Source organism: Mesorhizobium loti CJ3sym, assembly GCF_000472785.1.
In the GTDB taxonomy this organism is placed as follows: Bacteria; Pseudomonadota; Alphaproteobacteria; order Rhizobiales; family Rhizobiaceae; genus Mesorhizobium; species Mesorhizobium loti_E.
Map to the genome: position 1 here is coordinate 19,679 of NZ_AXAL01000006.1, position 20,740 is coordinate 40,418.

Genomic DNA, 20,740 nt, shown 5'->3' on the forward strand with positions numbered 1-20,740 from the left:
TTCGGCGGCTTCGTTTGAACCGCTATCGAAGGATTTCAGCGATGGACCAGTTGAGCGCGCAGACCCGCATCAGCGATGAAGCAATCAGGTCGGCGATCGAGCGCCTGCGCGACGAGCACGGCGAATGCGAGATCGAAACCGACGCTGCCGATCGATGGGAGCTTCGGCTGTATTACGGGTCGTTGAGCGCCACGCTCGAAGGCGACGCCATGCTGATCCGCGTCGTGGCAACAGATGAAACCTGCCTTTCCTACATGAAGATGACGGTTGCCGGCCATGTCGCGCAGCATCTCGGCATTAGCAGCGGATTGCGCTGGCAAGGCGATGGCGCTGACGCCGGCACACCGGTCTTCTTTCGCGAGATCACGGTCGTGTCGTCGAGGCGGATTTCACCGCACATGCAGCGCCTGCGCTTCGCCGGCACCGATCTCGACCGTTTCGGCGATGGCGGCCTGCACATGCGGCTGCTGTTGCCGCCGCGTGGCCGGCGGCCGGTCTGGCCGTCCATGGGCATTGACGGCCTGCTGGTCTGGCCCGCCGGCGAGGACGCGCTCACCGTGCGGGTCTACACGATCCGGGCGATCGATGCGGCGAGCGGCTGGCTCGATGTCGATTTCGTGCTGCATCCCGGCCAGGACACGCCTGCCGCAATCTTCGCGCAGAATGCCCAGGTTGGAGACGTGATCGGCATGATCGGACCCGGTGGCGGCGAGGCGCCGGAGGCGCAGATCCTGCTTCTCGTCGGCGACGATACCGCGCTGCCCGCCATTGGCAGGATCCTCGAGCACCTGCCGTCGTCAACCCGCGCCGAGGCGCTTATCGAGGTCGATGGTCCCGATGATCGGATCGCGCTGCCGCAAGGCGGGAACATCGACATCACCTGGCTCTACCGGCGCGGCCGCGAGGCCGGCACCGCCGGCCTGCTGCCCACCGCCCTGCGAGAGCGCAGCCGCGCCGCATTTGCGGATGGCTTCGTTGTCTGGGCCGGATGCGAGTTCGCCGGCTTCCGCGAGATCCGCAAGATCGTCCGCAAGGAATGGAGATTGCCACGCGACAGGCATCTGGTCACCGCCTATTGGCGTCGTGGCGCGCAGGGGGAGAACGGGGGCGGCGAAGAGTAGTCCGCCCCCGGCGCCATCTCCGGGATGCGGTTTGCCGAACCTGCGGTCACGACTGTTTACCTCGATGTGACATCACCAGGACTGCGCTCAGGGTAGGCATCGAACTGTCCGTCCGACTCAGCCCGTCTTGCCGTTAGCCAACCCGAAACCGCCGACGGGGTGGGTCTCCACCTGGAACTCGAAGCCGGCGATGAAGGGCCGCGCCTTGGCGATGGCCGCCTGGACTTCGGGAAGTTGCAGCGACGTCTTGTGGCTTTCGGCGTCTGTCCACACTTCGGTGACCCAGATCGCATCGGCATCGGCCGGATCGGTGGCGATGATGTAGCTCAGGCAACCCGGCAGGGCGCCGGTGCTGTCACGCAGCACGTCCATGACCGCGTCGCGCTGGCCGCGCGCCGCCCGCATCTTGCCGATCAGTCCATACATTCCTTCGCCTCCCTTTGAAGTCTCCGACAAGAGTATATGGGTCGCCAGTATGCAATTGCCCGGTCACGGCATCAACTGGCCGCCATTCACCTCGATCACCTGGCCGGTGATGTAGCCGCTCAAGAGATCGGACGAGAGGAAGAGATAGGCCCCGACGCAGTCTTCAGCCGTGCCGGCGCGCCCCTGCGGAATGGTGGCGACCATCCCCTTGATCTGTTCGGCGGTCGAATAGCGCTCATGGAAGGGCGTGAGAATCGTGCCGGGCGCCACCGCATTGACGCGGATGCCGAAGCCGATCAGCTCCTTGGCCATGCCGCGCGTGACATTGGAGACGAAGGCCTTGGCCGAGCCATAGAGGCCGGCGCCGCCACCGGCGCCATTGCGCGCGGCGATCGACGAGGTGTTGACGATGAAGCCGCCCTGCTTCTTCAGCCACGGTATCGCCTTGCGCGAAGCGGTCAGCACCGAACGCGCGTTGAGGTCCATCACCGCGTCGTAATGCGCCTCGGTCTGCTCGGCATAGGGCACGCGGCCGAGCATGCCGCCGGCATTGTTGACCAGCCCATCGAGGCGGCCGAATGTCGAGGCACTCTCCTCGACGACACGCTCGACATCGGCGGCAACCGAGAAATCACCCTGGACGAGGAACGCCTCGCCGCCATTGTCAGCAATGGTCCTGGCCAATTTCTCCGCGGCGTCGCGGCTGGAGTTGTAGTGCACTGCCACCTTGCATTTTTGCGAGGCATAGGCCAGCGCAAGCGCCGCGCCGATGCCGGTCGAGGCGCCGGTGACCAGAACCGCCTTGCCGGCGAGATCGGGGATGGTGAGGGTGGCTGGCACTGTTGTTTCTCCGGAGATTTCGACGAGGCCGTCCGTTCCCGGCCCCTTGGTCAAGACTGTGCACTATGGCCGGAGATAGGCATAGCCCTGGCTTTGCAGTTCGGCGAGCTTGACGACGCCGCCCTTGTCGGCGGCATGGAAGCCGGCGAGCAGGTCGGTGAGCGAAATGTCCATGCCCCGCATGGTGTTGCCGCAGGCCTGCGGCTCGAGCCCTTGCTGCACCAGGCCGGCGAAGCGGCCGGAGACCGCGGCCGATATGCCCTTCGACTTGAAGCTGGCCAAGGCCGGCCCATGCACGACCAGCACGATGTCGACATTGCCGCCGGTGCCCTCATAGTGGTTCTTGATGTTGCCGAGCACGAAATTGACCTTGTCGACATCGCTGAGGTGATAGGCCACCTTCAGCCTGGCAGGCTCCGTGGCCGCTGCCTGCACGGCCCGCAGGCCAAGAAACGTTCCGGTTCCGGCAAGAACCGCGCGGAACATGTCGCGCCGGCGCATGGCATCCCTCCTCGGATTTCACTGCGATTTGCGTGGCTCTGGCCGCAATACTAGCATAAATTGACGTTACGTCCTGTCGATGCGGAGGAGAGGTCACATGACGTTCAGGGTAGGGGAATGGAAGACAGTTGCCGGCGCCGGATTTGGCGTTGTTCTAATCGGTTTGCTGGCAGGCACAGCCATTGCCGACGATACGCTCAAACTCAAGGAGCTCAGCCCGAACGGGGCCGCCGCCTGTTTCGGCCGGGTCTATGACGCGGCCCATCTCAAGGCGCATCCGAAGCAAAAGGTGGCGCGGATCTTCTTCTACTATGGCCATGACCCAGTCAGCCGGCCGAACGAGGAACCGACCTCAAATTCCGATACGTCCTACAATGGCTTCGTCACCACGACGGTGCGCGGTGCCAAGGCGCCGCAATGGGCCAGCGGTTGGTGCAATCACGAATCCGAGGACGGCACATCAGGGCCGATCCGTTGCGGCATGGACTGCGACCGCACGCTTGCGTCGCTGAAAGTCGACGACAAGGGCCGGGTGCTGCTGTCCGACCTGTCGCCCGATATCTACCTCGATCCGGATTCGGAGGAGCAGCTCGGCAAGGCGGAATATGACAGGCAGGCGCTCGGCTCGGAGGATGATAATTTCCGCCTCGACCCGATGCCCGCCGCGACCTGCCAGGCGGAATTCGCTCGCATCGATCCGATCGATCCGGCACTTGGGGCACCGTTGCGCGAACGCCTGAAGCCCGACCAGGCCTTTTGCTATGGCCGCGACTACGATGCGGCGCATATGAGTTCGCACCCCAACCAGCTGACGCAGTCGATCCGGGTTTTTCGCGGGCCGGTAGAACTGGCGTCCTTCGCTTCGGGCGGCGACGCCGCCAATTGGCCCGACGGCGCCGACATTGCCGTGTCGGTCACCACGCGGCTGAAGTCCGGCAAGGTCACGCAGACCTATTCCTGCCAGGGCGAGGCCGACCAGTGGCGTTGTGCCGCGAGTGCGAAGATGAGCAATTTCTCCTGCGACATCGCGCAGAAGGAAATCTTCCTCAAGCGTGGCGCCAACGGCACGATGATGCTGGCCAATCCCAACAGCAGCGTGGCGATCGTCGATCTGTGCTCCAAGGCCGCCGACGGCAAGACGAAGTCGGACGACAAGGTCTATCGACTGGAGCCCATGCCGCAATCGGCCTGCGCTCCTTAGCAGCTATTTGGTAATGAGTATGATGCGTCGCAGCTTTCTTGGTTTTCTGACTTCCTTGGCCTTCATCGGTTCCGCCAACGCTGAAGGCGAGGCTGAGGCTCGCAAGGCGGCCTCAACAGCACAGTTGAAGAAGGAGGGCGTGCCCTTCATCGACCATTTGCCGACGATCGAAACCGCAGCCGAAAGTCGGCGACGGACGACGGACGAGGTGGTTAAACGCGCCATCGCACTGGTGATCGTGGCCGTCAAAGGGGAGACCAATGATCGAAGTCTTGTAAGCAACTTGATCAGCCAGTTTGGAGCAGAAGGGTTTTTTACGCCCAAAGAGCGAGCGTTTGTCGGCAACCCCGTTGCAACCGAGCAAGATCGCGCAAATTTTAGCTGGCGCTATGAAGGGGCTTTCGTAATGTTGTGGGCGTTGCAAGTCTTCAAAAACCTTGGGCGTCCAGATAAGCCTTGCGATGTGTCGCGTATGGTTTCGATGTTGCGTGACCTCGACACGGGAGGACTGCTCAAGCGGGCCAATTTGCGCCCGCAAAGCGACCTTCTCGATGCTGCCGATCTGATCTATCGGTACGATTGGGCTGTGGTGGATGCGCGGGTGAATGGGAAAGCCGCGCCGGCAGGATTGGAACGAGACGTGGTTGTCGAACGTCATTACGCGCTCGGGGCAGGAGTGGGATGACATCTCGACTGACACATGATGAGCCGGTCGCAAGCGGGGTGCTACCTTGGATCGGGCCTCGCTTGCCGAGTTTGGATTTGACGAACTTAGACGGTTCACCTGACTACGGTTTTGCCGAGGCCGAGCTGGCGCGCATTTGATCAGCAGGCGCGGCCCGATTTGGAGACTTTATTCAGGAAGCAACGCCTAGATGGAGCCATTCAAGGGTTACCTCTCATGGCGGTAATGGCGCGATCGATCCGGCGAGGTCGGCAGATCCTCGCCCGAGGATGATGCCCTGAGTTTTTCCTCAAGCAAACGGCACCGCCGTCGTCCCCTTCGGCAGCTTGGCCTCGTCGTCGGGCTCGACATGGATGGTGACGCGCACCGAGGGGATTTCGGCCCTCAGCGCGTCCTCGATGCGATCGCAGATGACATGGCTGGCGCCGACCGTCATGTCGGCGTCGACGACCAGATGGAACTCGATGAAGGTGGCGCGGCCGGCGATGCGGGTCTTGAGGTCATGCACCTCCATCGCGCCCTTGCAGTTGGCCGAGATGATGTCGCGGATGCGCATGTGCTCGGCGGTGTCGACGGCGCGGTCCATCAGCCCGTTCATCGACGAGCCGATGACGTGCCAGCCCTGCCACAGGATGTTGAGCGCGACGATGACGGCGAGCGCCGGATCGAGGATCTGCCAACCGGTCAGGATCGCCCCGACCAGGCCGCCGAAGACGCCGATCGAGGTCACCACGTCGGTCATGATGTGATTGCCGTCGGCAACCAGCGCAGGCGATTTCTCGGCCCTGCCGGCGCGGATCAGCGTCCACGCCCAGAAGGCATTGATGGCGGTGGCGATACCGTTGACGGCAAGGCCGTTCCAGGGTTTTTCGATGGGCGCCGGCGTTTGCCAGGATCGCCAGACCTCGTTGAGGATCAAAAGTGCCGCCAGCACGATGAGCACGCCCTCCAGCACGGCCGAGAAATACTCGGCCTTGTGGTGGCCGAACGGGTGATCCTGGTCGGCCGGCTTGTAGCTGACCTGGATGGCCCAGAAGGCGGCGCCCGAGGCAATGACGTTGACGATCGATTCCAGCGCGTCCGAATAGAGCGCGACGGATCCGGTGAGATACCAGGCGGCGAGTTTCAGGCCGAGCACGACAGCGGCAATGATGATCGACCAGAAGGCAAGGTTGGCCACCTTGCGCTTCGCGGCCGCCTTGGCCGTGATCGCCATTGTGTTATCGGCTTCGGCCATCGCGGTCAGGCTGCCTTTTCCTTGGCCTTGCGCGGCAAATGGGCAACGATGTTCTCGATGATGCGCATGCCGGCATTGTGGCCGAGCGTCATGATCGATTCCGGGTGGAACTGCACGGCGGCGATCGGCTCCTTGCGGTGTTCGAAGGCCATGATGACACCGTCCTCAGTCTCGGCCGTGACAATGAAATCATCGGGCAGGCGCACCGGATCGGCGAAGATCGAGTGATAGCGGCCGACGGTGACTTCCTTGGGCAGGCCGGAGAAGATGATGCCCGGCTTGGAGACGCGGATGCGCGACGGCTTGCCGTGCATCGGCACATGCAACTGCCTGAGTTCGCCTCCATAGGCTTCCGCCAGCGCCTGCAGGCCGAGGCAGACGCCGAAGATCGGCAGGTCGCGAGCACGCGCTCGTCTGATGGTCGCGGCGCAATCGAAATCCTTCGGCGTGCCGGGGCCGGGCGACAGCACGACGAGATCGGGCTTCAGCCGGTCGAAGATTTCATCCGGTACCGGCGTGCGCACGGTCGAGACATTGGCGCCGGTCTGGCGGAAATAATTGGCCAGCGTGTGGACGAAGGAGTCTTCGTGGTCGACGAGCAGGATGTTGACGCCATCGCCTACGCGCGCGGTGGTGCGCTCGGTGCTGGCGGAATTGCCCGTCTTGGCGTCGCGGATGGCGGAGAGCATAGCGGATGCCTTCAATTCGGTTTCGGCTTCTTCTTCCTCGGGAATGCTGTCGAAGAGCAATGTGGCGCCAGCACGCACCTCGGCGATGCCGTCCTTGATGCGGATGGTGCGCAGCGTCAGGCCGGTGTTCATGTCGCCGTTGAAATTGACCATGCCGATGGCGCCGCCATACCAGGCGCGCGGGCTCTTCTCGTTCTGCTCGATGAAGCGCATGGCCCACAGTTTCGGCGCGCCGGTGACGGTGACCGCCCAGGCGTGTGAGAGAAATGCGTCGAAGGCGTCCATGCCTTCGCGCAACCGGCCCTCGATGTGGTCGACGGTGTGGATCAGGCGCGAATACATCTCGATCTGGCGGCGGCCGATGACACGCACCGAGCCCGGCTCGCAGACGCGCGACTTGTCGTTGCGGTCGACGTCCGAGCACATTGTCAGCTCGGATTCGTCCTTTTTCGAATTGAGCAGCTTCAGGATCTGCTCGCTATCCGAAATGGCATCGTCGCCGCGCTTGATGGTGCCCGAGATCGGGCAGGTCTCGACACGGCGGCCGTTGACGCGCACGAACATTTCGGGCGAAGCGCCGATCAGATATTCGCCTTCGCCCAGATTGATGAAGAACGAATAGGGCGAGGGGTTGATCGACTTCAGCTTGCGCGAAATCTCGGACGGCTGCGTCTCGCAGCGCTCGTAGAACATCTGCCCGGGCACGACCTCGAACAGGTCGCCGCGCTTGAAACTGTCCATCGCCTTGCGCACCAGATTGGCGTATTCGCCCGGCTCATGGTCGCCGCGCGGTGGGATGCGGTCGGCGGTCTTGAACGGCTCGGCTATCTCGTCGCGGGCCAGGCCTTCGGTGGAAAAACCCTCGCCGGCATAGTCGTAGCGGTCGGTCCAGGCCTTCGCCGAATAATGGTCGACGACGAGGATCTCGTCGGGCAGGAACAGCACGAGGTCGCGCTGGCTTGGTTTGCGCTCGAGCTTGTAGTCGACCGGGTCGAACTGGAAGGCGAGGTCGTAGCCGAAGGCCCCGTAGAGGCCGAGATTGGCGTCCTCGGCAGTTTTGAACAAAGCCGTGATGGCGCGCAGCACGGTAAACACCGATGGAACGCGGCTGCGCTCTTCCTCGGTGAAGACACGGCCGGGCTTGGCGACGTCAAGGCGGATCAGTGTCTTCGACGTCTCGGCGATGGTGATATCGGCAAGGCTGCCCAAGGTCTTGCCGATGACCGGCAACAGCGCTTCGCCACGGCGGTTCAGCGCCTCGATACGCATGGCGCGGCCACGCGCGGAGATCACCAGCGGCGGATCGATGATGGCGGTGTCCCAGCGCGTATAGCGGCCGGGATACTCGTAATTCGAGGAAAACACCGCGCCGCGTCGCGAATTCAGCCCGTCGACGTAAGCGTCGATGGCACCCGCATAGGGCCGGTCGTGGCGCTCGCGGGTGATGGTGATGCCACCCTCGGTCACGAAGCTTTCAGCGCCATTTTCCAGAACCTTCATCGTCATTGCCGTCTCCATCTGGCTTGTTGGGCAACGGACCCGGGACTGGCTTTTTAAAAAACAAATGGCCGCCCGGACATTCCGTTGCGGCCACCCTCTATTTTCACGCACGCGCGTTCGAACAGGCCGCTGTCAGCAGGCCCACCACCAAATGGTCTTGGTCGAACGCATGTTCATGGCGAAATCCATAGCGGCGAAAAACCGGATACGCAACTGATTTGAAATTCTGTCCGGTGGCTGCCGCTTCTCAGTCTCTGGCACATCGCCAGAGCCGGCGGCGTTGCCTAGACTATACATCCAACATCGAGAGAACGGGACAACAGCAATGACCGATCAGGCCGAGCGCGCGCGGACGTTCCATTCCCTTCACGTCAAGGGCAACCCGATCGTTCTCTACAATGCCTGGGATCCGGGTTCGGCCAAGATTGTCGAGAAAGCGGGCGCCAAGGCGATCGCCACCGGAAGCTGGCCGGTCGCGGCCGCCTTCGGCTATGCCGATGGCGAGAAGATCCCGCTGGAACTGGCACTCGACAACGTCAAGCGCATCGTCGGTGCGGTCGACCTGCCGGTGACCATGGATCTTGAGGGCGGCTACGGTGTCGACCCGGAATTCGTTGCTCGCACGGTGACGTTGGCGTTGCGAGCCGGCGCCATCGGTTTCAATTTCGAAGACCAGATTGTCGGCGGCAGCGGCCTGCATGACATCGACGTCCAGGTAACACGCATCGAAGCCGCCGCCGCTGCCGTCAAGGCTTCCGGCATCCCGGCCTTTATCAACGCCCGCACCGACATTTTTCTCAAAGCGAAGCCGGATGCGCATGATGACGAGTTGCTCGACCAGGCTATCGAGCGGGCGCAGACGTATGAAAAGGCGGGAGCGAACGGCTTTTTCGCGCCGGGTCTTGGCGACGAGGGGCTGATCGAGACGCTCTGCAAGTCGACGAACCTGCCGGTCAACATCATCGCGCTGGCACATGTGCCGCCACGCCAGCGGTTGGCCGAACTCGGCGTCGCGCGCATCAGCCACGGGCCGGTGCCGTACCGGCAGATGGCCGAATGGCTGGAGGCAAAGGCGCGGCTGGCGATCTCCGGCTAGGTCAGTCCTCCAGCGTACCTGACCTGGCATCGGCACTCTTCCGGTCGCCGACCAGCTTCAGCAGATCCTCGCCGGCGCGGATGATGCGGCGCGAGCGGCGGGTCAGGATGATACCATCCTGCGGCGCGAACACTTCCGCGCGGCCATCGGCTTCACCCGGTGCGTGAACGATGGTGGCAAGGCGATCGCCCCTGGCGACGCGGTCGCCGGGCTTGACATCGTAGAGCACGGCACCCGCCCGGTGCGCAGGCATCATGTCGATGTTTTCCAACGGGGCGACGACGCCCTTGAAAGGGCCGGGTGCGGGCAGCGCGCTGTCGGTGATCACGCCGCGCGCCACCAGCAGCCGGTAGAGGCCTTCGGCGTCGGCTTTGGCCAGGGCGCCATCGACATCGAGGATGCCGCGATATTCGACCGTAGTGGCGACGCGCCGGTCGAACTTCGCCACGTCGGCGGGAGCGTTCTGATAGGGCATGATCGAGGCGCCCTCGAAAGTGCCGTCGGTATCTTCGCTCCACAGCACCACGGCATCGATGCCCATGGCGGCAGCGCAATCGGCCATGGCCGGCCACAGGCTGGTGTGGATGTAGAGATAGGCGAGGCCCTCGTCGTCGCAATGCAGGTCGAGCACGATGTCGTGGCCGAGCGACAGCTGCACGAGACGCGATTTCAGCCGCTGGTCGGCGCCGCCAAAGGTCGTGTCGGGCAAGAGCTTGACGTCAGGCGCGGCGAGCAGCGGGAAGCTGCGGTTGAAGTTGGTGCGGGTGCCCAGATGAAAGCGGCCCTGGTGCTCGCCGAAATGATATTGCGCGCGGCCGATGGGGTTGGCCCAGGGAACGATGGTGATGTTGCCCTTGATGCGGCCTTCGGCTTGCGCCTTGTTCAGCGCCGGCATCAACGCGTCGATGGCGACGACGCCCGGCAGTTCGCCGGCGTGGAGTGCGGCCTGCAGATAGGCCGAGGGTGCTGATTTGTCGCTGCCTGTGAAGCGGAACACCGGGAATTCGTAGGAAACGCCCTCGCTGTCACCGGTGATGCGTTCGATCGATTTTTGCATGACTTCCTCCCTCAACGACGACGAGACATGCCCATTTGAGGACGCAGATGTCGATTGGTCCAGCTTGCCGCGCTATGGGCGCAAGATTTCTGTCCCGTTGACGAAAAGACGTCTACTCCGCGGCAGCCTGAAGCGGGACAGGCGCGCGCCGGTCCAGCGCCTGCGACAGCACCGCCACGGTGACCGCCAGCAAGGCGAGCATCGCGCCGACCAGGGGCAAATGGGCGTAGGAAACGCCCGCCGAAAGGGCCACGCCGCCAATCCAGGCGCCGCTGGCATTGCCGACATTGAAGGCGCCCTGGTTCAGCGTCGCGGCAAGGTTCGGCCCTTCGGACGCGGCCTCGACAACGCGGATCTGCAGCGGCGGGACGACGACGAAGATCAGCAGGCCCCAGAGGAAAACGATGCCGATGGCCACACTTGCGATGGCGCCGAACTGCATGAACCCGACGAATAGCACCGCCATTAGCAGCAGCGTGCCGATGACGGTCGGCATCAGCTTCCAGTCCGCCAACCGGCCACCGATAATGTTGCCGATGGTCATGCCAGCGCCGAACAGCAGGAGCACCCAGGTGACATCAGAGGTCGACAGGCCGGAGACGTCGGTGAGGTATGGCTTGATGTAGGTGAAGACCGCAAACAGGCTGGCCGAGGCCAGCGAGGCGATCAGCATCGCCAGCCAGACCTGCAATTTGCCCAGCACCCGCAACTCGCCGCGCAGGCCGCCGCCGCTCGGTTCAGCGACATTGGACGGCACCAGCCAGGCGATGGCCGCGACCGAGATCAGGCCGATGCCGACCACGGCGATGAAGGTGGCGCGCCAGCCGAAGGCTTCGCCAAGCGCGGTGCCGGCAGGAACGCCCAGAATGTTCGAAAGCGTCAGTCCGGCGAACATCAGGGCCATGGCGCTGGCACGCTTGTTGCGCGGCACCAGGCTTGCGGCAACCACCGAGCCGATGCCGAAGAAAGCGCCGTGGCCAAAGGCGGTGAAGACGCGCGCGGCCATCAGCGTCCAATAGTCAGGCGCGATGGCGCAAAACAGATTGCCGACGACGAACGAAGCGGTCAGCCCGACCAGCACCGGCTTGCGCGGCAGATGCGCGGTGGCCATGGCGACGATCGGGGCGCCGAAGACGACGCCGAGCGCATAGCCGGTGACCAGCAGGCCGGCTGACGGGATCGATACGCGGAGGTCGGCGGCGACCTCGGGCAGCAGGCCCATGATGACGAATTCGGTGGTGCCGATACAGAAGGACGCAATGGCAAGCGCAAGGATCGGCAAGGGCATGGGGCGTCCAAACTGAATCGGTTCAATTTTGAGATTGAACGATGAGTTGAGCCATGCGCAATACACATTGCTGCAATGTACCAATGCAGAAAGTCTAGAGCTTCACGTCCCTCAGACGAGCGGCTTCAATTCCTGGGCAATCGTCGGCAGCAGCTCCGAGACGGTCGGATGGATATGGACGGCGCGCGCCAGTGTGTCGACCGGCGCCTTGGCGTACATCAAATCGAGCACGCAATGCACCGCTTCGTCGCCGCCAGGGCCGAGCACCGAACAGCCGAGGATTTCCCTGGTGTCGGCATCGACGAGGATCTTCATGAAGCCTTGCGTCTCGCCTTTTTCCACGGCGCGGCCGACCCGGGTCATCGGCCGCTGGCCGACCAGCGCGCGGCGGCCGGATTTCTTCACCGCGGCCTCGGTCATGCCGCAGCGGCCGAGCGGCGGATCGATGAACAGGCCGTAGGTCTCGATACGGTCGCTGACCTTGCGCGGGTTGTTGTCGAGGAGGTTGGCGGCGACGATCTCGTAGTCGTTGTAGGAGGTGTGGGTGAAGGCGCCCTTGCCGTTGCAGTCGCCCATCGCCCAGATGCCGGACACGCTGGTGCGCAACTGGTCGTCGACGTTGACGAAGCCGCGCTTGTCGACTTCGACCCCGGCCTTTTCCAGGCCGAGATCGTCGGTGTTGGGGGTGCGTCCCAGGGCCAGCAGAACGTGCGAGCCGACGGCCTGCGGCTTGCCGGCGGAGAAGGTCACGGCGATGTCGGCGCCCTGCCTGGCGAAGCCGATATCGTCGGCGCCGACATGGACGACAATGCCTTCGTTTTCGAGGATCGACTGGATGGCGGCCGAAACGTCCTCGTCCTCGCGGCCGGTCAGGCGCGGGCTCTTTTCGATGACGGTGACTTCCGCGCCGAAACGGCGGAACATCTGTGCGAATTCGAGCGAGATGTAGCTGCCGCCGACGACGATCAAATGGCGCGGCAGCACGTCGAGATCCATCATCAAGGAGTTGGTCAGATAGTCGATGTCGTGGATGCCGGGCAGATCAGGCACCGAGGCACGGCCGCCAGTGTTGAGGAAGATCTTTTCGGCGGTCAGAAGGTCGTCGCCGACGCGCACCGTGTTGGCGGATTCGAAGCGCGCATGGCCGCGATAGAGGGTGCAGCCTTGCATGCCTGCGATCCAGGTCTCCAGCCCGGAACGGGCGTCCATCGTCACCTTGTCCTTACGCGCCTTGATCCTGCTATAATCGACCCCGACGGGGCCAGAGAATGTCACGCCATAGTCGGCGGCGCGGCGTGCCAGGTGCGCGGCATAGGCGCTGGCGACCATGGTCTTGGTCGGCATGCAGCCGGTGTTGACGCAGGTGCCGCCGACCAGCTTGCGCTCGATCAGCGCCACGCTCATGCCGGCTGAAGTCAGCCGTCCGGCCAAGGGAGAACCGGCCTGTCCGGCGCCGATGATTATGGCGTCGAAGGTTTTGGCCGTCATGCCACCGCAGCCACGATCAGCAGGCCGCCGATGATCGCTACTGCGTCCTCGATGAAGGCGGCGGGCGGATCCTTGCCGAAGGCGGCTGCCAGCCGGCCGCGCGCTTCGGCGCCGCCCAGCGTGCCGATGACGGCACCGACGGCGCCGGCAATCAGGCCGCCGATGGTGGCGCCAGAAGTAGCGCCGATCACCGCGCCGCTGAAGGCGCCAAGCAGGATGCGGGCACCGAACTGCTGCGGCACCTTGCGGCTCGGCGTCGACGGCAGTTGGTCGGTGACGAGTTCGACGATGGCCAGGATGGTGAAGATACCGACGGCGGCCCAATGGCCCATGAAGCTGGCCCAGGTGCCGGCAACCGGCAACCAGCCGAGATACGCACCCCAGGCAACCGCCGCCGGCGCGGTCATGGCGCGCAGACCGGCAATGACGCCGATCAGAAGTGCGAAGAGATAGAGCATGTTGATCCCCCTCGATCCCGGGCCGAGACAGCCCTGAAAGGGCAGGCTACCATAGGTCTGGTATTTGGCCACTACTCGCGTCGGCGCTTTTCCGCCGGCCGCTATTGTGCTTTGCGATGACGTCAATTGGAGACCCCGCCATGGCTGGAACCGAGCGCGTAAAAATGGTGGCTGGCGAATGGTACACCTGCCTCGATGACGAGTTGGAGGCCTTGCGCGTCACCGCGCGCGACGCAGTGTTCGAGCACAATTCCTTGCCGCCAGGGCAGCGCGGCAACCTCGGGCCGGGCCTGCAGGCATTGCTTGGCGGCGCGGGCGAGGGCGCCCGCATCGAGGCGCCGTTCCACTGCGCCTACGGCTTCAATATCTTTCTCGGCGACGGCGTCTTTCTCAATGCCGGTTGCAACATCCTCGACACGGCAAGCGTGCGCATCGGCAAGAGAACGCTGCTTGGCCCCAATGTGCAGATCTATTGCGCCGAGCACCACAAGGAGGCTGCCGGACGGCAAGCGGGACTGGAGATCGCGAGAGCCGTCGAGATCGGCGCCAATGCCTGGATCGGCGGCAGTGCCATCATCCTTGGCGGTGTCAGCATCGGCGAGGGCGCCATTGTCGGCGCCGGCGCGGTGGTGACGCGCGACGTGCCTGCCAACATAACCGTGGTTGGCAATCCGGCGCGGGCGGTCAAGCGCGGCTGAGGATGTCTCCGTGGACGATCAATACGACGAAACGAGTGCCATGCGCTCGTCGTGATCGGCTCGCCTGGAGAATTCCCGTCGGTATTGCACCGGCGATGTCCTGAGCCTTGCGGAAAAATGCTGGCGCAGCGAGGTGGCGCTGCCGAAACCGGCCTCGAAGGCGACGATGTCCATCGATTTCTCCGTGGCTTCCAGCAATCGTTGCGCCAGTTCGATGCGCTGGCTGGTCAGCCAGTCGCCAAAACTGGTGCCGATCGATTTCTGGAAGCGGCGGGTGAAGGTGCGCCGTGTCAGGCCCGCGGCCTCGGCGACGCTATCGAGGCTGTGCGTTTCGCCAAGTGTGGCGCGCACCGCGTCAAGCGCCTGGGTGAAACGGTCGGCGTTGGCGCTTTTTGCCACGGGGCGTTCGATGAACTGCGCCTGCCCGCCCTGCCGATGTGGGGAAAGCACGATCTGGCGGGCGAGCCGCAATGCTGCTTCCGCGCCATAGCGGGCGCGCACGATATGGAGACAGCAGTCGAGCCCGGCGGCGACGCCGGCCGAGGTCACGACATCGCCATTGTCGACGTAGAGCACTGTGGCATCGACTGCGATGTCGGGATGAAGTTTCTGCAAACGCTCGCTATAGGCCCAGTGCGTCGCGGCACGGCGCCCCGAAAGCAGCCCTGCAGCGGCAACGGCAAATGTCCCGAGACACAGGCCGACGATCAATGCGCCATGCTCGTGTGCCTTGCGCAGAGCCTTCACCAGCAGCGGTGACGGTGGCTCCTCGAGATGATGCCAGCTTGGAACAATGACAATATCGGCGCCATCAAGCCCATCGAGCCCATGCGGCGCTGCAATGGTCAATCCGGCCTCGGTATGGACCGGGCCGGCCCTGACAGCGCAGATGCGGAAGTTGAAGCGCGGCAGCCCAAGCGCTGTCCTGTCTTCGCCGAAGACCAAGCATGGCACGGAGAGGTGGAACGGGCTGATGCCGTCGAAGGCGAGGACGGCAATGATCGGGTCGGCCATAGGCTGTTTCCAGAAAGTGAAAACCGATTGTCCCAATTCTTTCGACTGATGTCAATCGGGACACTTTCGACTGGCTTATGGAGCGCCTATTTTCCGCCCATCGCATTCAAGCCGGAAGGAAAACACCATGTCTGACCCAGCCAACACCACGCCGCGCCGCGCGCTGATCGTCATCGACGTCCAGAACGATTATGATGGCGGCAACCTGGCCATCCAGCATCCGCCGTTCCGCGACAGCGTCGTCAATGTGGCGCGCGCCATGGATGCCGCGGCCGCCGCCGGCATCAAGGTGGTTGTCGTCAAGCAGATGGCGCCCGAGACCTCGCCGATCTTCGCTAGAGGCAGTCATGGCGGCGAACTGCATCCCGAAATCGCCAGGCGTGAGCGCGACCACTATGTCGAGAAGATGCTGCCCTCGGCCTTCACCGGCACAGACCTCGAGGCGTGGCTGCGTGCCAATTCCATCGATACGCTGACGGTGGTCGGCTACATGACGCATAATTGCGACCTTTCGACCATCATCCACGCCGTGCATATGGGTTTTGCCGTCGAGTTCCTGTCCGACGCGACCGGCTCGGTGCCCTACGCCAACAGCGCCGGCTATGCCTCGGCCGAGGAGATCCACCGCGTGGTGACAATCATCCTGCAGTCGCGCTTCGCCGCGGTACTGAAGACCGCCGAATGGGCCGAGTGCCTGAAGACCGGTGCTCTTCCGGAGCGCGACACGATCTACGCGTCCAATCAGCGGGCGCTGACGCGCAGCGCGGCATAGGAACGTCCACAAACAGAAAGGGCGCCGCACCACTGCGGCGCCCCTTCTGTTTGGAGTTGAAGGAATCTAGAACAGGCCTTCGATCTGGCCGATCTCGTTGAGGAAGATCTTCTCCGAGGACGGCACCTTGGGCAGGCCGGGCATGGTCATGACCTCACCGCAGATGACGACGACGAAGCCGGCGCCCGCCGAAAGCCTGACTTCGCGCACCGGCACGGTGTGGCCGGTCGGCGCGCCGCGCAGGTTCGGGTCGGTCGAGAAGGAGTACTGGGTCTTGGCCATGCAGACCGGCAATTTGCCATAGCCGGCTTCTTCCCAAGCCTTCAACTGGTCGCGCACCGACTTGTCGGCGATCGCCTCCGAGCCGCGATAGATGCGCTGGACGATGGTGTTGATCTTCTCGAACAGCGGCATTTCATCGGGATAGAGCGGCGCGAACTGCGAGGCGCCGGATTCGGCCAGCGCCACCACCTTGTTGGCGAGTTCTTCGATGCCGGCCGAGCCCTTGGCCCAGTGCTTGCACAGGATCGCCTCTTCACCCATCGAGGCGACATAGTCCTTCATCGCCTGGATTTCGGCGTCGGTGTCGGAATAGAAGTGGTTGATGGCAACCACCGCCGGGACGCCGAACTGGCGGATGTTTTCGATGTGGCGGCCAAGGTTGGCGCAGCCCTTCTTCACCGCCTCGACGTTTTCCTTGCCGAGGTCTTCCTTCTTGACGCCGCCATTCATTTTCATGGCGCGCACGGTGGCGACGATGACGGCGGCAGCCGGCTTGAGGCCCGCCTTGCGGCACTTGATGTCGAAGAATTTTTCAGCGCCGAGGTCGGCGCCGAAGCCGGCTTCGGTGACGACGTAGTCGGCGAGCTTGAGCGCCGTCGTGGTGGCGACGACCGAGTTGCAGCCATGCGCGATGTTGGCGAACGGGCCGCCATGCACGAAGGCCGGGTTGTTCTCCAGCGTCTGCACCAGATTGGGCTGCATGGCGTCCTTCAACAGCACGGCCATGGCGCCGTCGGCCTTGAGGTCGCGGGCATAGACCGGCGACTTGTCGCGGCGATAGGCGACGATGATGTCGCCGAGGCGCTTTTCCAAATCCTTCAGGTCGGTTGACAGGCACAGGATGGCCATGACTTCCGAGGCGACGGTGATGTCGAAGCCGCCCTCGCGCGGAAAACCGTTGGCGACGCCTCCAAGCGAGCAGATGATTTCGCGCAACGCGCGGTCGTTCATGTCCATGACGCGGCGCCACACGACGCGGCGGGTGTCGATGCCGAGCTCATTGCCCCAGTAGATGTGGTTGTCGATCAGCGCCGAAAGCAGATTGTGCGCGGTGGTGATGGCGTGGAAGTCGCCGGTGAAATGGAGGTTCATGTCCTCCATCGGCACGACCTGCGCATAACCGCCGCCGGCGGCACCGCCCTTGACGCCGAAATTCGGGCCGAGCGAGGCTTCGCGGATGCACACGATCGCCTTCTTGCCGATGCGGTTTAGGCCGTCGCCGAGGCCGACGGTGGTGGTGGTCTTGCCTTCACCGGCCGGCGTCGGGTTGATGGCGGTGACCAGGATCAGCTTGCCGTCCTTGTTGCCCTTCACCGATTTGATGAACTCGGCTGAGATCTTGGCCTTGTCGTGGCCGTAGGGCAGTAGATGTTCGGTCGGAATGCCGATCTTCTGGCCGATCTCCTGGATCTGCTTTTTCTTGGCGGCGCGCGCGATCTCGATGTCGGACTTCACTTCGGCCATGACGGCTTTCCTTCGGATTGGACGGTGGAGGGGACGGGTTTGATCTCACTCGCAGGCATGTTGAACCCGGGCGCGGGCATGTTCTAACCCTGTCGCTGCCGCGGCGTCAACTTGCATGCAACTATGTTTCCTATAGAGAAAATTCATCCGCGGCCGGCCGACCTGTGATCGGTTCTTCCTGGCTCCGCTTGCCGCGCCGTATAGAAGCCAGAGCAGCGCCGCTTCCGCCGTCTCAAAACAGCCGCACAATGCACGGAATGCGACAGAGGCGACGGCGCAAATTCGCCATCGCGAGGGTTGTGGCTAAACGGCCTACTGCGTCAGCACGTTGCTGATTTCGACCATGTTGGAGCGCACGCGCAGGACATAGAAGCCCATCGTCGTCAGGTGCGTCGGCAGCAGCCAGCCATCCTCGCGGCCATTGGCGATGATGAAGGGCTGGATTTTGAGCGCCGAGACGAACTGCGCGTCCATCGTGTCCCACAGGCTCTGCAGGTGCTTTTCCTTGATGACGTCCTCGAAGTCCGCCTGGGCGCCCTTCATCAGCCCGTAATAGGCATAGAGCTGGCCATAGGCGAACCAGTAGCGGTCGTCGGCGCGGAAATCGAACCAGCCATTGTTGTGGTTCTCGGCGCGTTCCTTGAGGATGGCGGAGGTCGAGCCGATGTCGCTGGCGATGCGGTCGATATACTGCTTCAGATTGTCGGCACGGGCATCGAAGGTTGCCTGGCAGGTGGCAAGGCGGGCGTTGAAAGAGCGCAGCTTGCGCACTGCGTCGCGATAATAGCTCGGCGTCGGTGTCTTCGGGCCAAACGGGTTCAGGCCGAAATACCAGGTTTCTTCGTCAAACTGCAAATTGCCGCGTGCGTCCTGCAGATCGCCGTCGATCTGCGAGGTGGTGCGCACACGGCCAAGATTGTCGGCAAGTTCCGTCGCCGTGCGCCGCACGGCCTGATTGATGCCGCGCTGGAACGAGGCCTTGTTGTCCATCCACGGCGTGTCGTCCCAGTCGATGCCGAACAGGCCGAGCTTGTAGAGGATCATCGACGAGATCCAGGCATTCTGGTTGACGTTGAAGTCGGTCAGGTCGGCCGCCACCTGGGCGATGCCGGAATTGCCACAGGTCTTGGCGGTGTCAGTGCCGGCACCGGCGGCCACCTGCTCGCCGGCGGAAACATTGCGCTTCTCGAACGTGTAGGTATCGGGATAGTTCGGGTTGAAATTGTTCCACCACTGGGTGGCATAGAAGAAGTTGGCGTAGAGGCCGATCAGCACCAGCAGCCCCAGGCCAACCACGGCCTTGAGGATCCAGCCGCGCTGTGTGTACCAGCGCCCGGCCCATAGGAATGGCCACAGGATGAGGCCGATCAAAAAGCCGATGCCACGGCCGATCCACTGGAAGACCTGGGTGAAGAAGTTCACGATCGGATCGAGCATGGCTGTGTCACCCCTCAGCATGATGCCAAAAAGGTTGCAGACTTTTTGGGTAACATCATGCACCAAAACAATAAGTCAGAACGAAGTGACGGCTCATTTCGTTCTAGTCAGTCAGGCCGTAGAGGCGTGTGCGAAACGCCACCTTGTCCTTCAAATATGTGGTTTTCAGAACGTCCACAACATGCGATCGCCAGGCGTCGCTGTAGCCGTCATAGTCCTTGTAGAAGCCGTCCTTGTTGAAGATGTAGCGCGAGACGAAGTCCGACGGCACGAAATCCGAGATCAGCCGGTTGGTCAGCCAGGCATCGGGATGGTCAGGCTTGGCGCGGATCACCAGGAAGCGCTGCTGCGGGAAGACATCCTCGATCTTGAGGTGGCCAAGCTGGGCGATCTCGCGCTTGGCGGCGTTTAGGAAGGGGAAATTGCCGTCCCTGGTGATCAGGTCGGCATGGCTCTGGATCCAGGTCTGCAGCCAGACCTTGTCGACATCGGTCAAATTGCGTTTCGGCTCGGCATCGCGGATCAGCGCGCGCACCACCATCTCGGCCCGATGTTCGAGATAACCTGAGGCTTCGACCCAGGAGGCGCGCGGCAATTCGATGCGTCCGGTGCTGGCCAGGAACTTGAACACCTTGTCGGCATCGCTGATCGAGATGTAGCTCACCTGCCATGGCCGCGAGCGGCGGAAGCCGGGGGCGGCCGGGTCGCTGATCACCGTCGTCACGTCGGGGTCGACAAACACGTAGAGCCCGCCGAAATGGCTGGTCCAGTAGGCATTGTGACGGAAGATCACCTGGTCAGGCACCAGCGCGTTCTCGCGGATATCGCCGCAGACCTTGGCCAGCTCCACCATGCGGGTCAGCATGGCATTGTCGCGCCAGGCGTCGGGCTCCTGCTTCAGCTTGTCGACCAGCTTGCCGAGTTCGGCGGCCTTGCCCAACACGTCCTCAGCTGACAGCACCTTGAACTCGACCTGGCTGATCGACAGCAGGTCCTCGATGTCGTTGACCAGGGGAACGGAATCCTCGATCTCGCCGTAGATCACATCCTTGATGGTCAGCGCGTCGATGGCGCGCTGGTTCTTGGTCATGAACTCGAACATCAGCTGCGAGGTGTTGGAGAAGGCTGTGTGCACCACCGGCAGGTCGATCTGCGACGGCGTCAGGATGATGAAGCGGCGGTTGACCTCATTGGGGTCGAGATAATCAGGGTCGCCGCATTCATCGGCGATCTCGGGCGAGAAGCCGGTGCGGTCGATCTGGAAACTCTTCAGCTTGGTCGGCTTGAGGCCGAAAGCGGCCAGCGCCTTGTTGTAGCGATCGATCAGATGCGGCTCGTCGACGGTGAGGAGGCGGCCGTAGATCAGCTCGTTGTCGCGGAGGAGGTCGGGTTTCTTGGTGGCGTGGGTCACCTTGCCTTCTCCCCGTGAACGGGGAGAAGGTGCCCGAAGGGCGGATGAGGGGCGCGACCTCTCCTTCTCCCCTTG

19 protein-coding genes are annotated in these 20,740 nt (G+C 63.2%); 6 read left to right on the forward strand and 13 right to left on the reverse strand.

Features of this window, described 5'->3' with window-relative positions; translation table 11 throughout:
• Window positions 1-41: 41 nt before the first annotated feature.
• Window positions 42-1,121 carry a siderophore-interacting protein gene (locus A3A9_RS0108750; protein WP_027058454.1) on the forward strand — a complete coding sequence of 360 codons (1,080 nt, stop codon included), beginning with the start codon at window positions 42-44 and terminating at the stop codon, window positions 1,119-1,121.
• A gap of 117 nt (window positions 1,122-1,238) precedes the next feature.
• On the opposite strand, the gene A3A9_RS0108755 is transcribed toward A3A9_RS0108750, so the two are convergent.
• The 3 genes from A3A9_RS0108755 to A3A9_RS0108765 form a co-directional block, all read right to left on the reverse strand.
• Window positions 1,239-1,547 carry a putative quinol monooxygenase gene (locus A3A9_RS0108755; RefSeq protein WP_027030715.1) on the reverse strand — a complete coding sequence of 103 codons (309 nt, stop codon included), beginning with the start codon at window positions 1,545-1,547 and terminating at the stop codon, window positions 1,239-1,241.
• 63 nt (window positions 1,548-1,610) lie between these two features.
• Window positions 1,611-2,387, reverse strand: coding sequence for an SDR family NAD(P)-dependent oxidoreductase (locus tag A3A9_RS0108760; protein ID WP_027058455.1), 777 nt, complete (start codon window positions 2,385-2,387; stop codon window positions 1,611-1,613).
• Between the two features lie 63 nt (window positions 2,388-2,450).
• The gene (locus A3A9_RS0108765) at window positions 2,451-2,888 is read right to left on the reverse strand and encodes a DsrE family protein (RefSeq protein ID WP_027058456.1); all 438 of its coding nucleotides are present in this window, start codon (window positions 2,886-2,888) and stop codon (window positions 2,451-2,453) included.
• 97 nt (window positions 2,889-2,985) lie between these two features.
• On the opposite strand from A3A9_RS0108765, the gene A3A9_RS0108770 reads away from it, so the two are divergent.
• Window positions 2,986-4,089 (forward strand): hypothetical protein, encoded by a 1,104-nt coding sequence (locus tag A3A9_RS0108770; RefSeq protein WP_027058457.1) that lies wholly within the window; start codon window positions 2,986-2,988, stop codon window positions 4,087-4,089.
• Window positions 4,090-4,108: 19 nt separating this feature from the next.
• Complete coding sequence (locus A3A9_RS41115; RefSeq protein ID WP_245278999.1) at window positions 4,109-4,774, forward strand: DUF4272 domain-containing protein; 666 nt, start codon at window positions 4,109-4,111, stop codon at window positions 4,772-4,774.
• A gap of 289 nt (window positions 4,775-5,063) precedes the next feature.
• Here A3A9_RS41115 and A3A9_RS0108780 read toward each other — a convergent pair whose 3' ends face one another.
• Window positions 5,064-6,011, reverse strand: a complete 948-nt coding sequence (locus tag A3A9_RS0108780) for a cation diffusion facilitator family transporter (protein WP_051370820.1) — start codon at window positions 6,009-6,011, stop codon at window positions 5,064-5,066.
• Between the two features lie 5 nt (window positions 6,012-6,016).
• Entirely contained in the window at window positions 6,017-8,206 is a 2,190-nt protein-coding gene (locus A3A9_RS0108785; RefSeq protein WP_027058459.1) for an anthranilate synthase, read from the reverse strand.
• 319 nt (window positions 8,207-8,525) lie between these two features.
• On the opposite strand from A3A9_RS0108785, the gene A3A9_RS0108790 reads away from it, so the two are divergent.
• Window positions 8,526-9,296 (forward strand): isocitrate lyase/PEP mutase family protein, encoded by a 771-nt coding sequence (locus tag A3A9_RS0108790; protein WP_027058460.1) that lies wholly within the window; start codon window positions 8,526-8,528, stop codon window positions 9,294-9,296.
• 1 nt (window position 9,297) lies between these two features.
• Here A3A9_RS0108790 and A3A9_RS0108795 read toward each other — a convergent pair whose 3' ends face one another.
• The 4 genes from A3A9_RS0108795 to A3A9_RS0108810 form a co-directional block, all read right to left on the reverse strand.
• On the reverse strand, window positions 9,298-10,353 hold the full coding sequence (locus tag A3A9_RS0108795; protein ID WP_027058461.1) for a succinylglutamate desuccinylase/aspartoacylase domain-containing protein: 1,056 nt from the start codon (window positions 10,351-10,353) through the stop codon (window positions 9,298-9,300).
• A gap of 112 nt (window positions 10,354-10,465) precedes the next feature.
• Window positions 10,466-11,641 carry an MFS transporter gene (locus A3A9_RS0108800; protein ID WP_027058462.1) on the reverse strand — a complete coding sequence of 392 codons (1,176 nt, stop codon included), beginning with the start codon at window positions 11,639-11,641 and terminating at the stop codon, window positions 10,466-10,468.
• 111 nt (window positions 11,642-11,752) lie between these two features.
• The gene (locus A3A9_RS0108805) at window positions 11,753-13,129 is read right to left on the reverse strand and encodes an FAD-containing oxidoreductase (protein WP_027058463.1); all 1,377 of its coding nucleotides are present in this window, start codon (window positions 13,127-13,129) and stop codon (window positions 11,753-11,755) included.
• The gene (locus A3A9_RS0108810) at window positions 13,126-13,587 is read right to left on the reverse strand and encodes a membrane protein (RefSeq protein WP_027058464.1); all 462 of its coding nucleotides are present in this window, start codon (window positions 13,585-13,587) and stop codon (window positions 13,126-13,128) included. Before A3A9_RS0108810 ends, A3A9_RS0108805 begins: the two co-directional genes overlap by 4 nt.
• A gap of 140 nt (window positions 13,588-13,727) precedes the next feature.
• Between A3A9_RS0108810 and A3A9_RS0108815 the strand changes: the two genes are divergently transcribed.
• Complete coding sequence (locus A3A9_RS0108815; protein WP_027058465.1) at window positions 13,728-14,285, forward strand: sugar O-acetyltransferase; 558 nt, start codon at window positions 13,728-13,730, stop codon at window positions 14,283-14,285.
• Between the two features lie 18 nt (window positions 14,286-14,303).
• On the opposite strand, the gene A3A9_RS0108820 is transcribed toward A3A9_RS0108815, so the two are convergent.
• Window positions 14,304-15,299 carry a GlxA family transcriptional regulator gene (locus A3A9_RS0108820; RefSeq protein ID WP_027058466.1) on the reverse strand — a complete coding sequence of 332 codons (996 nt, stop codon included), beginning with the start codon at window positions 15,297-15,299 and terminating at the stop codon, window positions 14,304-14,306.
• 127 nt (window positions 15,300-15,426) lie between these two features.
• Here A3A9_RS0108820 and A3A9_RS0108825 point away from each other — a divergent pair, with 127 nt between their 5' ends.
• Window positions 15,427-16,071: a cysteine hydrolase family protein gene (locus A3A9_RS0108825; protein WP_027058467.1), complete on the forward strand. Its 645-nt coding sequence runs from the start codon at window positions 15,427-15,429 to the stop codon at window positions 16,069-16,071.
• Between the two features lie 66 nt (window positions 16,072-16,137).
• Here the strand turns inward: A3A9_RS0108825 and A3A9_RS0108830 are convergent, their stop codons facing one another.
• The 3 genes from A3A9_RS0108830 to A3A9_RS0108840 form a co-directional block, all read right to left on the reverse strand.
• A complete protein-coding gene (locus tag A3A9_RS0108830) occupies window positions 16,138-17,817 on the reverse strand; it encodes a formate--tetrahydrofolate ligase (RefSeq protein WP_027058468.1) in 1,680 nt (559 codons plus the stop codon).
• A gap of 312 nt (window positions 17,818-18,129) precedes the next feature.
• Window positions 18,130-19,254 carry a DUF2333 family protein gene (locus tag A3A9_RS0108835; protein WP_027058469.1) on the reverse strand — a complete coding sequence of 375 codons (1,125 nt, stop codon included), beginning with the start codon at window positions 19,252-19,254 and terminating at the stop codon, window positions 18,130-18,132.
• A gap of 103 nt (window positions 19,255-19,357) precedes the next feature.
• Complete coding sequence (locus A3A9_RS0108840; protein ID WP_027058470.1) at window positions 19,358-20,665, reverse strand: DUF6638 family protein; 1,308 nt, start codon at window positions 20,663-20,665, stop codon at window positions 19,358-19,360.
• Between the last annotated feature and the right edge of the window lie 75 nt (window positions 20,666-20,740).